General features: G+C 62.4%; 11 protein-coding genes and 1 pseudogene. 6 read left to right on the top strand and 6 right to left on the bottom strand.

The window, feature by feature from the left end; translation table 11 throughout:
* Both araG and araH read left to right on the top strand, forming a co-directional pair.
* Positions 1 to 310 (top strand): annotated as a pseudogene (gene araG, locus QZR30_RS27695) (L-arabinose ABC transporter ATP-binding protein AraG); the annotation flags it as partial.
* A gap of 9 nt (positions 311 to 319) precedes the next feature.
* The gene (gene araH, locus QZR30_RS27690; protein WP_046072163.1) at positions 320 to 1,288 is read left to right on the top strand and encodes an L-arabinose ABC transporter permease AraH; all 969 of its coding nucleotides are present in this window, start codon (positions 320 to 322) and stop codon (positions 1,286 to 1,288) included.
* A 53-nt stretch (positions 1,289 to 1,341) separates the two neighbouring features.
* Here araH and QZR30_RS27685 read toward each other — a convergent pair whose 3' ends face one another.
* Positions 1,342 to 2,490, bottom strand: a complete 1,149-nt coding sequence (locus tag QZR30_RS27685; protein WP_046072164.1) for an aldose epimerase family protein — start codon at positions 2,488 to 2,490, stop codon at positions 1,342 to 1,344.
* A 139-nt stretch (positions 2,491 to 2,629) separates the two neighbouring features.
* On the opposite strand from QZR30_RS27685, the gene QZR30_RS27680 reads away from it, so the two are divergent.
* Positions 2,630 to 3,397: an SDR family NAD(P)-dependent oxidoreductase gene (locus QZR30_RS27680; protein WP_046072165.1), complete on the top strand. Its 768-nt coding sequence runs from the start codon at positions 2,630 to 2,632 to the stop codon at positions 3,395 to 3,397.
* A 152-nt stretch (positions 3,398 to 3,549) separates the two neighbouring features.
* On the opposite strand, the gene QZR30_RS27675 is transcribed toward QZR30_RS27680, so the two are convergent.
* Both QZR30_RS27675 and QZR30_RS27670 read right to left on the bottom strand, forming a co-directional pair.
* The gene (locus QZR30_RS27675) at positions 3,550 to 4,146 is read right to left on the bottom strand and encodes a glutathione S-transferase family protein (protein ID WP_059396984.1); all 597 of its coding nucleotides are present in this window, start codon (positions 4,144 to 4,146) and stop codon (positions 3,550 to 3,552) included.
* Between the two features lie 85 nt (positions 4,147 to 4,231).
* Entirely contained in the window at positions 4,232 to 5,218 is a 987-nt protein-coding gene (locus QZR30_RS27670; protein WP_056846811.1) for an AraC family transcriptional regulator, read from the bottom strand.
* A 65-nt stretch (positions 5,219 to 5,283) separates the two neighbouring features.
* On the opposite strand from QZR30_RS27670, the gene QZR30_RS27665 reads away from it, so the two are divergent.
* Together QZR30_RS27665 and yghU are read left to right on the top strand one after the other, a co-directional pair.
* On the top strand, positions 5,284 to 6,510 hold the full coding sequence (locus QZR30_RS27665; protein WP_311904761.1) for an MFS transporter: 1,227 nt from the start codon (positions 5,284 to 5,286) through the stop codon (positions 6,508 to 6,510).
* A gap of 42 nt (positions 6,511 to 6,552) precedes the next feature.
* Complete coding sequence (gene yghU, locus QZR30_RS27660; RefSeq protein ID WP_311904759.1) at positions 6,553 to 7,383, top strand: glutathione-dependent disulfide-bond oxidoreductase; 831 nt, start codon at positions 6,553 to 6,555, stop codon at positions 7,381 to 7,383.
* A gap of 59 nt (positions 7,384 to 7,442) precedes the next feature.
* On the opposite strand, the gene QZR30_RS27655 is transcribed toward yghU, so the two are convergent.
* From QZR30_RS27655 to QZR30_RS27645, 3 genes are read right to left on the bottom strand one after another with little or no spacing between them, the layout of a single operon-like run.
* A complete protein-coding gene (locus QZR30_RS27655) occupies positions 7,443 to 8,369 on the bottom strand; it encodes a sugar ABC transporter substrate-binding protein (protein WP_056846775.1) in 927 nt (308 codons plus the stop codon).
* A gap of 19 nt (positions 8,370 to 8,388) precedes the next feature.
* Positions 8,389 to 9,168, bottom strand: coding sequence for a TIM barrel protein (locus QZR30_RS27650; protein WP_056846776.1), 780 nt, complete (start codon positions 9,166 to 9,168; stop codon positions 8,389 to 8,391).
* Positions 9,165 to 10,184: a Gfo/Idh/MocA family oxidoreductase gene (locus QZR30_RS27645; RefSeq protein ID WP_274358345.1), complete on the bottom strand. Its 1,020-nt coding sequence runs from the start codon at positions 10,182 to 10,184 to the stop codon at positions 9,165 to 9,167. Before QZR30_RS27645 ends, QZR30_RS27650 begins: the two co-directional genes overlap by 4 nt.
* Positions 10,185 to 10,368: 184 nt before the next feature.
* Between QZR30_RS27645 and QZR30_RS27640 the strand changes: the two genes are divergently transcribed.
* On the top strand, positions 10,369 to 12,330 hold the full coding sequence (locus QZR30_RS27640; RefSeq protein WP_311904755.1) for a sigma-54 interaction domain-containing protein: 1,962 nt from the start codon (positions 10,369 to 10,371) through the stop codon (positions 12,328 to 12,330).
* Positions 12,331 to 12,750 lie beyond the last annotated feature (420 nt).

The following is a 12,750-nucleotide window of genomic DNA, read 5'->3' as shown; positions in this document are numbered from 1 at the left end:
GTCCGGTGGCAACCAGCAGAAGGCCATTCTGGGTCGCTGGCTGTCGATGCCGATGAAAGTGCTGCTGCTGGACGAACCCACCCGTGGCATCGATATCGGCGCCAAGTCGGAGATCTACCAGATCATCCATAACCTGGCGGCCAGCGGCATTGCGGTGATCGTGGTGTCCAGTGACCTGATGGAAGTGATGGGCATTGCCGACCGCATTCTGGTGCTGTGCGAAGGTGCCCTGCGTGGCGAACAACGGCGTGAACACGCCACCGAATCCAACCTGCTGCAACTGGCCTTGCCACGCGGCGCGGCGAACTGAGAGAAGACGATGACAACCCAACCCAACGCGTTGCCCTCGGCACGCAAACCCCTCGATATGCGCGCATTGCTCGACAACTGGGCGATGCTGTTGGCGGCAGTGGGCATCTTTGTGCTGTGCGCCTTGCTGATTGATAACTTCCTTTCGCCGCTGAACATGCGCGGCCTGGGCCTGGCGATTTCCACCGTCGGCATAGCCGCGTGCACCATGCTGTTCTGCCTGGCCTCGGGGCACTTCGACTTGTCGGTGGGCTCGGTGATTGCCTGCGCCGGGGTGGTGGCGGCGATTGTGATGCGCGATACCGACAGCGTGATGCTGGGCATTGGCGCGGCGTTGCTGATGGGCCTGATGGTGGGCCTGATCAATGGCATTGTCATCGCCAAGCTACGGGTCAACGCCTTGATCACCACCTTGGCGACCATGCAGATCGTGCGCGGCCTGGCGTACATTTTTGCCGACGGCAAGGCAGTAGGGGTGTCCGAGGAGCAGTTCTTCGTCTTCGGCAACGGCCAACTGTTCGGCGTGCCGGTGCCGATCCTGATCACCATTGTTTGCTTCCTGTTCTTCGGCTGGCTGCTCAACTACACCAGCTATGGGCGCAACACCATGGCCATCGGCGGCAACCCGGAAGCGGCGCTGTTGGCTGGGGTCAACGTGGACCGCACCAAGATCCTGATCTTCGCCGTCCATGGCCTGATCGGCGCACTGGCCGGGGTGATCCTGGCCTCGCGCATGACCTCCGGCCAACCGATGATCGGCCAGGGCTTCGAGCTGACGGTGATCTCTGCGTGCGTATTGGGCGGGGTATCGCTGAGCGGCGGCATCGGCATGATCCGCCACGTGATTGCGGGTGTGCTGATCCTGGCGATCATCGAGAACGCGATGAACCTGAAGAACATCGACACGTTTTACCAGTACGTGATTCGCGGCTCGATCCTGCTGCTGGCCGTGGTCATCGACCGCATGAAACAACGCTAACCCGAGCCATACGAAGATCCAATGTGGGAGGGGGCAAGCCCCCTCCCACAGTTTTAATCGGCGGAGAACTTGAAGAGGGTGTGTTGGGTATAGGTCTGCCCAGGGTTCAAGCGAGTTGAGGCAAAGCCTGGCTGGTTAGGCGCATCCGGGAAGTGCTGGGTTTCCAAGGTAAACCCGCTCCAGTGCTGATACGTCTTGCCCCCTTTGCCCTTCACCGAACCATCGAGGAAGTTGCTGGTATAGAACTGCACACCCGGTTCGCTGGTGTAGAGCTGCAAGCGCCGGCCGGACTCAGGGTCATGCACGTCCGCGGCGAGCTGCTTGATGTCACCCTTGGTATCCAGCGCCCAGTTGAAGTCGAACCCACCCTGTTTCGGTTCGGCGAACTTGAGCTGCGGATGGTCCGCCTTGATGTGCTGGCCGATAGGCGTGGGCTTGAGGAAGTCCATTGGCGTGTCCTTGACGGGCGCCAGTTCACCGGTGGGGATCAAGGTGGCATTCACGGGGGTGTAGTGGCTGGCATGCAGGGTGGCGACCTGCTTGAGAATGTCGCCGTTACCCGCGCCGGCGAGGTTGAAGTAGCTGTGGTTGGTCAGGTTGAGCACCGTCGGTTTGTCGGTGGTGGCCTTGTAGTCGATGTGCAGTTCGTTGTTGTCGTTCAGGCGGTAAGTGACTTCGGTCTTCAGGTTACCGGGGAAGCCCATTTCACCGTCCTTGGACAGGTAGGTGAGGGTGACGCCCACCGAGTCCTTGTCCTTGACCGGCTGGGCTTGCCATACCTGCTTGTCGAAGCCTTGGGCGCCGCCATGCAGGGAGTTGGGACCGTCGTTGAGCGGCACCTGGTAGCGTTTGCCGTCGAGTTCGAAGGCGCCGCCGGCCAGGCGATTGCCGAAACGGCCGATGGTCGCGCCAAAAAATGCCGTGCCGGCCTGATAGCCCTGCACGTCATCGAAACCCAGCACCACGTCGTCGACCTTGCCGTGTTTGTCCGGCACCTTCAACGACTGCAATACGCCGCCGTAGGTGATCACCGTGGCTTGCATGCCATGGCTGTTGCGCAATATGTACTGTTCGACGGCGGTGCCGTCATTGGTTTTGCCGAAGGGTTTGTGTTCGCTGGTCAGGCCGGCGGCCTGGGTGCCGCCGCTGGCGACCAGCATGGACAGCGCCAGACCGGACAGCAGGTAACGAGGGTGCTTCATGGTCGAACTTCCTTTTGTTGTTTTGGATGGAATAGTTCTACTAATTTGAGATATTTTGTCGTAATGACCCCGGATTTATAGCCTCTAACGGCGTATTTGCAAAATAAAATAAGACTAATTAAGCAGAGCGATCACTGATATGACTACCCAGCAAGCGATTTATCCCGACCTCAAGGACAAAACCGTGCTGATTTCCGGCGGTGCCTCGGGGATTGGCGAGTTCATGGTGCGCGCCTTCGCCGCGCAAGGCGCCAAGGTGGGTTTCGTGGACCGTGCGCAAAGCCAGGGCGAACGCTTGGCCGCGCTGTTGAATTCCCAAGGATTTACCGTGGAGTTCGAGTGCTGCGACATCACCGACGAAATTGGCTATCGCGCCGCCATCGGGCGCTTCGAGCAGTCGCTGGGGCCGATCACGGTGCTGGTAAATAATGCGGCCAATGACGTGCGCCACAGCCTGGAAGAAATCGACTCGCAAATGTTCGACCAGTTGATCGCAGTCAACCTCAAGCACGCTTTCTTTGCCGCCAAGGCGGTGGTGCCGATGATGAAAGAGGCCGGTGGCGGTTCGATCATCAACCTGGGCTCGGTCGGCTGGATGATGGCCTCGGCCGGTTACCCGGTGTACGCCGCCAGCAAGGCCGCGGCCCACGGCATGACCCGCGGCCTGGCGCGGGAACTGGGGCCCAGCCATATCCGCGTCAATACGCTGGTGCCGGGCTGGGTGATGACGGAAAAGCAACTGGCCATGTGGGTTGACGATGCGGCCAAGGAACTCATTGCCCGCAGCCAATGCCTGCCCGGCAGTGTGATGCCGGAACATATCGCCAATATGGCGTTGTTTTTGGCCTCGGATGCCTCGGCAATGTGCTCGGCGCAGAATTTCATCGTTGACGGCGGTTGGGTGTAGAAACGCGATTATCAAAACACCACTGTTCAAATGTGGGAGGGGCGGTGCGACGATTCGACTTGCTCCCGATGGCGGCGGGTCAGCTGATACATCTGTAGCTGATCCAGCGCCATCGGGAGCAAGCCCCCTCCCACATTTTTGAGATAGGGTGTTTATGCGATGGGGTAACGCTTGAACGCCGGGTGCTGTTCGAGGCGTTCAGCATGGCGCTTGAGGTTGGGGAACGCATCCGCCTTCACCACCGAGGCCACAGTGAACTGGCTGAACGACCAGGCGACCGCCGCCGTAATTGATGCCTGGGTCAGCGCTTCGCTATCGCCCAGTTGCTTGTCCAACAACGCATAAGCCGCCAGCAATTGCCCGCTGACGCGCTCAAGCCACGGCGCATGCAGCTTTTCGGCTGGGCGCAGGTTGTGTTCATAGACGATCTGCACACTTTTTTCGCAAGCCGCGAGGGCCAGCCCGAGCAAGTGCAGATCGTGGGCGCGTGCCGCCGGTTGTTGAGGCAGCAGCTTCTTGTCAGCCGGTGCGAGGGTTTCGAGATAATCGAGGATCAGGCTCGAATCCATCAGTACCGTCCCGTCTTCCAGCACCAGGGTGGGCGCCTTGACCACTGGATTGATCTGGGCGAACTCCGCGAAGGTGCTGAACACCGACAGCGGTTCATGCACAAACTCCACCCCATACAAGTCCAGGGAAATCGCCACGCGGCGTACGTAGGGCGAGTCCAGCATTCCGACCAGTTTCATGCAGCCTCCATTGCTTTCGCGGTGTGAGTGGCTTGCGAGATTAAGGCTTCATGATAGGGGGGCGCAATGCTTGAAGGGGCGGTCGCTACATTGAACTGCGGGCCGCCCCGGGCGGTTGCCCGGTGATACGCTTGAAGGCACGGCTGAACGCCGCCTGGGAGGTGTAGCCGAGGCGTTGCGCGACGGTTTCGATGGGCATGCGCTCCAGCGTCAGCCACTGGCTGGCCAGGCGCATGCGCAGCTCCGTGGCGTAGCGTAACGGCGGTATGCCGAGGATGGCCTGGAAGCGATCGGCAAATACCGAGCGCGAGGTATGGCACTGCGCTGCCAGTTCCGCCACGCTCCAGTCGCGGCCCGGCTGCTGGTGCAGGGCGAGGAGGGCGCGGGCCAGGCGTGGGTCGCGTAGCGCCGCCACCAGGCCCGAGGCGTTGCCACAGGCGCATTCGACCCAGCCGCGTACGATCATCGCCGCCACCACATCGGCCAGGCGCGCCAGGATGCCGGCAAAGCCGATGCGGGCCGTGGAGACTTCCCGTTCCATCACCGCCAGTATCGGCATCAGCCCGGGGTAACGCTGGCCCCCGGCATCGATCAGCATCAGCGCCGGCATCAGGTTGCCGAGCCCCTGGATGCTGCCGAGTTCGAACTCCATGCAGGCGCTGAACAGCAGAGTGCTGGGAACGGTTTCGGGTGACGCATCCACGGCGCAGACGGCGTCTCCCAGCGGTGCGCTGTCGAAATCGCCGATGTCTTGCACATCGATGCTCGCGTCGGATAACAGTGCATGCGCGCCGCCATGGGCGATGAACACCGCATTGCCCGCCGACAGTTCGAAAAGGTCGCCATCCTCGCCGCGCAAGGTCACGTGGCCGGCCGCGAGAAAGTGGAAATAGGCATGGCCGGGCTTGGCGCCAAAGCCCATGCCGAAGGTCGGCCCGGCCTGGATGCGCCGGTACTGCACACCGCGCAGGCGCATACCGCGCAACAGTTCATTGATCAGGTCGGAAGACAGGGTAAAAGCATCCGCAGCGGTCATGTTCGGGGTTTCGGTCATAAACTCAAGGGTTTGCATCATAGATCATCCTGCCAGGCAAACCTAGACTTGTCGCCTTGCTAATGATCTGAGGATGACCTGTGATGAGTGAATATGCAGCTCAAGCCCCTGCCGGGGTGGTGACGGAGCCGGCCTGGCTGGCGGTATTTTCTTTGGCAATGGGGGTTTTCGGTTTGCTGACGGCGGAATACCTGCCGGCCAGTTTGTTGACCCCCATGGCCTTGGACCTGGGTGTTTCGGAAGCGCTCGCCGGCCAGGCCGTGACGGTGACGGCGGTAGTGGCGTTGTTTGCCGGCTTGCTGGTGCCCTGCCTGACCCGAAGCATCGACCGGCGCGTGGTGCTGCTGGGGTTCTCCACGCTGATGATTGCCTCCAACCTGCTGGTGGCGCTGTCTTCCAGCCTGACCGTGCTGCTGTTGATGCGCATCCTGCTGGGCATCGCCCTGGGCGGTTTCTGGAGCATGGCGGCGGCGGTGGCCATGCGTCTGGTGCCGGCGGCTTCCCTGCCACGGGCGCTGTCGATCATCTTCAGCGGGATTGCGGCGGGCACCGTGGTCGCCGTGCCGCTGGGCAGCTATTTGGGTGGCCTGTACGGCTGGCGCAGTGCGTTTATCGCGGCGGCTGCCGTGGGTGCGGTGACCCTGGCGTTCCAGGCGTTCACCCTGCCGCGCCTGGTGCCCAATGGTACCGCGCGCCTGCGTACCGTGCTGGAAGTGCTGCTGCGCCCGGGTATCGCCATGGGCATGTTCGGTTGCGTGCTGGTACATACCGCGCATTTCGCATTGTTCACCTATATTCGCCCGTTCCTGGAAAGCACCACCGGCGTCGATACCCAAGGGCTGGCCCTGATGCTGCTGGGCTTCGGCGTGGCGAATTTCGTCGGCACCTTGCTCGCCGGTTGGCTGCTGGTGCGCCACCCGCGTGGGACGTTGGTGTTGATGCCGGTGCTGGTAGGCATTGCGGCGCTGGCCCTGGTCTGGCTGCCGGTGTCACTGCCGGGCCAGGCGTTGCTCCTGGCGCTGTGGGGCATGGCGTTCGGCGGCGTACCGGTGGCATGGTCCAATTGGGTCGCCCGTGCCGTGCCGGACCAGGCCGAAAGTGCTGGCGGCATGGTGGTCGCTTCGGTGCAGTCGGCGATTGCCGCAGGGGCTGCCGGTGGCGGGTTGATGTTCAGCGTCAGCGGCATTGGTGGGGTATTTGTGGGTGCGGGTGTATTGATGTTGCTCGCGGCCTTGCTTATCGCCCTGCGCGTACAGGTGCCTCGACAAGACCGGGATGCCGGTGTGACGCACCACCCGTCTTTGGTTTAGTCTGGAACGCTTCGTTGATCACAATCCCTGAGGAGCAGTGGCATGGCTGACTATCTACCCCCAAAGGTCTGGACCTGGGACACCGAGAGCGGCGGCACCTTCGCCAGTATCAACCGGCCCATCGCGGGTGCTACCCACGATAAAGAGCTGCCGATCGGCAAGCATCCGCTGCAGCTGTATTCCCTGGCCACGCCCAACGGGCAGAAGGTCACGATCCTGCTTGAAGAGTTACTGGCCCTCGGGCACACCGGCGCCGAATACGACGCCTGGCTGATCAAGATCGGCGACGGCGACCAGTTCGGCAGTGGCTTCGTGGCGGTGAACCCGAATTCGAAGATTCCGGCCCTGATGGACCGCAGTGGTGCCACGCCGATTCGGGTATTCGAGTCCGGCGCGATCCTGCAGTACCTGGCCGAGAAATTCGGCGCGTTCTTGCCCACCGAGCCTGCGGCCCGGGCTGAATGCCTGTCATGGTTGTTCTGGCAGATGGGCAGCGCGCCCTACCTGGGGGGTGGCTTCGGGCATTTCTATGCCTATGCGCCGAGCAAGATGGAGTACCCGATCAACCGTTTTGCCATGGAAGCCAAGCGCCAACTGGATGTGCTGGACAAGCGCCTGGCGGTGAGCGAGTACATCGCCGGCGATGAGTACACCATTGCCGATATCGCCATCTGGCCCTGGTACGGCGGGCTGGTCAAAGGCCGCTTGTACGGCGACTCGGCGGAGTTTCTCTCGGTGCATGAATACAAACATGTGCTGCGCTGGGCCGACGCAATTGACGCCCGGCCGGCGGTGCAGCGCGGCCGGCGGGTGAACAGGGTGTCGGGTGAGGAGCAGTTGCCCGAACGGCATGACGCGAGTGACCTGGACTGATTCAGATCCAGTGTGGGAGGGGGCTTGCCCTCCCACATTTGGATCTCCTTAGCTTCGGTTTACTTGTAGCGCTGTTCGAATACCGCCACCTGCTCAGGTTTGATCAGTTCAAACGGCACCCACACTTCGGCTTCAATCGGTTCGCCCTTGATCATTTTGATCGCCGCTTGCACCGCCTGGGTCGCCTGGGCCTTGGGGTCCTGGAACACTGAGGCAGCAAGCAGCCCACGCTTGATTGCCGCCAAACCATCGGGCAAACCGTCGATGCCGACGATCGCAATCTGGCCCTTGGCCTTGCCCGCTTGCTGCAATGCCATGGCCGCACCGATTGCCATTTCATCGTTGTTGGCCACGATCGCATCAAACTGCGTGCCTGCCAGCAGCCAGTTGCTGGTCAGGTCCATGCCTTTGTTGCGTTGCCACTCGGCGCTTTGCTGCTCGACGATCTTGATACCGGGAAAGTCCTTGAGCACCTGCCTGGCGCCCTCGGTGCGGTCGTGGGTGGCGTTCTGCGCAAGATCGCCCATGATGATCGCCACGTTGCCCTGGCCGCCGAGTTTTTCCGCGAGGTAGCGCATCTGCAATTGCCCAGCCTCGATGTCGTTGGACGCCACCGTAACCACGCCCTTTGGCAGCGTGCGTTCATCCGGGTGGCGGTTGACGTACACCAGTGGCGTCTTGGCCGCCACGGCGGCGCGGGTGATGTTGGCAGTGGCAGCCGTGTCGACCGGCAGCACGATCACCGCATCGACTTTCTGGTTGAGAAAACCTTCAACCTGGTTGAGCTGGCGCACGACATCGCCCTGGGCGTCTTCGAACTGGATCTGCACGTCCTGCTGTTTCGCCGCGGCCTCAAGGCCGCTACGTACATAGGTCATGAAGTTATCGTCGACCCGGGCAATGCTCACGCCAATGCGGTACGCGGCGAAAGTCCATTGGCTGAACAGCAACAGCAGCGCGGCCACTAGCAATGAATAACGATGCATAAGGGTGTTCCTTTTATTGTTATAGGGTGAATGCCTGGCGGAAGCGCTCCAGGGCCAATTCGCTGGTGCCGCTGGCCCAGCCCTCCAGGCCGACCACGCCGGTGTAGCCCATGGCGTGCAACGCGCGGGCAATCGTCGGGTAGTGGATTTCGCCAGTGCCGGGCTCCTTGCGCCCGGGCACGTCGGCCACCTGGATTTCACCAATGGCGCTGCCGGCGCGCTGGATCAGTTCGATCAGGTTTCCTTCGCCGATCTGCGCGTGGTAAAGGTCCAGGTTCATCTTCAGGTGCGGGCTGCCCACGGCTTCGATCAGCGCAAGGGTCTCGTCGGCGCGGGCGAACGGCGTGCCGGGGTGATCGACGGCGGTGTTGAGGTTTTCCAGCAGGAACACACGGCTGGCGTCTTCCCCCAGGCGCGCGATTTTTTCCAGGGTCTTGCAGGCACTCAGCCACATGCGGCCGGTGGCCTGGTTGACCGGCTGCACCGGCAGGCCGCCGGCGCCCAGGCCGGTGCCGTGCAGGTTGAGGCTGGGACAATTGAGGCGCTCGGCGATGCCCAGGGATTCACGGGCACTGTCGAGCAGTTGGCGACTGCCTTCGGGGTCGGTGAGGGTGCCGCTGATGTAGCCGGTCATCGAGGTGAAGTCCGCGCCGGTAGCGGCCAGGGCGTCGATGTCCTTGTCGGTCCAGCTCCAGATTTCGGCGCTGAACCCCAGGGCGTGGATACGTTTGACCCGTTCGATGAAGGGCAGGTCGAGGAACACCATCTCGGCGCTGACGGCTAATTTGAACGGCATCATGGCCGCGCCCCTTGCACGGCCACAGACTTGCCGGTTTCGTACGACTCGATGCAAGCGCGCGCAATCGCCAGGGCCGCGCGCGCATCCTCACCGCTGGCCAGGGGCTTGGCGCCGCTGCGCAGGCAGTCGACAAAGTGGTTGAGTTCGGCAATGTAGGCGTCGCGCAGCAGGTCAGTGTCCATTCGTTGGGTGTCGGCCTGGATGCCTTCGGCCAGGTAGCGCACCAGGTCGCAGTCATTGAGGCTGCCCATGCTCAGCATGCCTTGGCTGCCGAACACTTCACCGCGCACATCGTAGCCATACACCGCCTGGAAGTTGGCCTCGGCGGTGGCGATGGCGCCGTTGTCGAAGCGGATCGTGACCACGGCGGTATCGAGCAAGCCTTGGCTTTTGTACGCTGGGGCGATCAGCGCGTCGGCCATCACATATACCTGCACCGCTTCGGCGCCGGGGTTGAGGTAGCGCAGCGTGTCGAAGTCGTGGATCAGGGTCTCCAGGAAGATCACCCATTGTGGTGAAGCGGCTGGGTTGTTCAGCGCCGGGTCGCGGGTCAGCGAACGCAGCAATTGCGGCGTGCCGATGCGGCCGGCGGCGACATCGAGGTGGGCGGTACGGAAGCTCTTGGCGAAACGCCGATTGAAACCGACCTGCAACGGCACGCGGGCGTCGGCGGCAGCGGCGATGGCGCGATCGGCTTCATCCAGGGTGATCGCCATGGGTTTTTCGCAAAAGATACCTTTGCCGGCGCGGGCGGCGCTGATCACCAGTTCGGCGTGGCTGCGGGCGGGGGCGGCAATGAGTACGCCGTCGATCTCCGGGTCGTCCAACAGCTGTTGCGGGTCGGTGTAGACCCTGTCCACCCCCAGCTCTGCTGCCAGGCGTGCGGCCTGGCCTGGGGTAGGATCGGCGATGGCGGCGAGGCAGGCACCGGGGATGTGGCGCGCCGCCGTAAGGCCGTGGAAGCTGCCCATGCGACCGGCACCGATCAAGCCCAGGCGGATATTCTGTGTACTCATGAAGTGACCCCTTTTTATTGTTGGCCCGCAGGACAGTCCTGGCTGGCATAGAGGTAAGAGCAAGGGGTGTGCCAACTCATAACTAACTGATTTTTAATAGGTTATTGAAATCAGTAAACAAAATGTGTTCATTCAGATGACATGTCTATACTGACATGTCAAAAATATGAACATGGATGCCTTGATGAGCCTCACATTCAGCGTGCAAGACCTCGAATACCTCACGGCCCTTGGACCTGATGCGCTGAATGACGGACCCGTCGCTGCGTTGGAGCAGGGCTGGCGAGCGTGTCTGTCCGGCCAGGTCGAACGCCCGGCCGAGGTGCGCCAGGTCATCTGGGATTCGTGGCGGCGCAGTCTCGAGGCAAGGATCGATCCCGATCACAGCCACTACCGTTTCGTTGCCGCCCAAGCGCTGGCGGCAACCCTGGCCAATCACCGCGTACTGATCGCCGCCGCCGCGCAAGTCATGCACGGCTTGCTGGCCTATAACCCGCGCGGCCATATCAACCTTACCGATGCCGAGGGCACCACCCTTTATTTCTGCGGGCTGGACATCACCCCAGTGGGCAGTCGCCTGCTGGAATCGGTACAGGGCACCAACTGCACCGGGTTGGCCTTGGCCGAAGATCGCCTGATGTACGTGTTGGCCGAGGAGAACTTCGCCGGCGCCCTGCGCCAGCGTCGCATGCACTGCGCCGCTGCGCCGATCAAGGATGCCCAGGGCCTGACATTGGCCATGCTCACGCTGACCGCCGAGCCCGGCTGGTTTCATTTCCATACCCTGGGCACCGTCCAGGCGGCCGCCGAAGCGGTGTCGCGACAGATGGCGCTGCAGGTGTTGCTGGAAGAACAACAAGCGGTGCTCGAAGTGCTGAACGAAGGCTTGGTGGTACTGGATGAGCGCGGCTGCATCAAGGCGCTCAACCGTTATGCGCGGCAGTTGTTCGGGGTGGGACTGGAGCTGATCGGCAGTCCGTTCCAGCGCCTGGGGCGCAGTGAGTTGAGCGACGTGCTGGGTGAGCCGGTGCGCGACCTCGACTGCACCTTCGAGTTGCACGACCGCAGCCAACTCGCCTGCCTGGTCTCGGTATGCCCGCTGGAGCAGGGCGGGGTGATCGTGTCGGTGCGCGAAAACCGCCGCATCCGCGAAATCACCCGGCGCCTTATCGGTACTCAGGCGCGCTATACCTTCGACACCATCCAGGGCACCTCACGGGCGATCCAGGACGCGCTGCACCTGGGGCGCATTGCCAGTCGCGGCGACGCCACCACTTTGATCCTCGGCGAAAGCGGCACCGGCAAGGAGCTGTTTGCCCAGGCCATTCATAACGCCAGCGAGCGTTGCAACGGCCCGTTCGTGGCGGTCAACTGCGGCGCCATCCCCCGGGACCTGGTGCAGAGCGAACTGTTTGGGCATGTCGAAGGCGCGTTCACCGGCTCGGCGCGAGGTGGGTCGGCGGGCAAGTTTGAATTAGCCGATGGCGGCACCATCTTCCTGGATGAAATTGGCGACATGTCCTTCGATGCCCAGGTCAGCCTGTTGCGGGTGTTGCAGGAGGGGGAAGTGACCCGCGTGGGCGCGAAAAATTCGCGGCCAGTGGACGTGCGCATCATCGCCGCCACCCATCGCAACTTGAGCCAGGCAGTGGCCGAAGGTGCGTTTCGTGAGGATCTTTACTACCGCCTCAATGTGTTGAACCTCACCGTGCCGCCGTTGCGTATGCGCCGCGAGGATATCCCGCTGTTGGCACGGCATTTCCTGCAGCGCTGTGCGCGTTCGTTGCGTAAGCCAGTGCAGGGTTTCTCGCCGGAGGCGCTGGCGCTGCTGTCAGCCCATGGCTGGCCGGGCAATGTGCGTGAATTGGAAAACGCCATCGAGCGGGCTACCAACCTGGCGATGGCTGAGCTGATCCAGCCGGCTGATTTGCCGCTGGAAACCCAGCAACGGGCGACGCTGCGCCTTTACCAGCCCCAGCCCGCGCAGGATCTGAGCAGTCATGAACTGCACGCCATCGTCGCCGCGCTGAAAAACACGGGCGGCAATATCCGCCTGGCGGCCCGGCAACTCAACGTGTCGCGGGGTGGGCTGTACAACAAGATGGGTCGGTTTGGCTTGGATGCAGGGGATTTTCGCGGGCGGTGAATGATTGCCCGTGTGCAGATTAAAGGTGGGGGCTTCGATGGCGGCCTGACAGCCGACCGCTAACCAACGTATGCCCCGCGATCCAAATGTGGGAGGGGGCTTGCCCCCGATGGCGGCCTGACAGCCGACCGCTAACCAGCGGATGCCCCGCGATCCAAATGTGGGAGGGGGCTTGCTCCCGATGGCGGCCTGACAGCCGACCTGGATGTTGGATTGGGCCGAGTACATATCCGTTATTTGGGTAACGGCCACTATGGGTTCCGCTCTTACAGCGGGTCACTTTTGAAAAGCGCAAAAGTAACCAAAACGCTCCTGCCCCACCACTCGGCACCTCGCTTAGGCTCGGTGTGCCCGTAATCCGACATGCATTTGGGGGGCCGCCGCCACGCGCCATCCATGGCGCGGGGCGGCTAAACCGGC

It is taken from the genome of Pseudomonas sp. rhizo25 (assembly GCF_031931935.1).
GTDB classification, from domain to species: Bacteria; Pseudomonadota; Gammaproteobacteria; order Pseudomonadales; family Pseudomonadaceae; genus Aquipseudomonas; species Aquipseudomonas synxantha.
The sequence above is the reverse complement of the archived record's forward strand: the minus strand, read 5'-3'. Positions and strand labels throughout refer to the sequence as shown.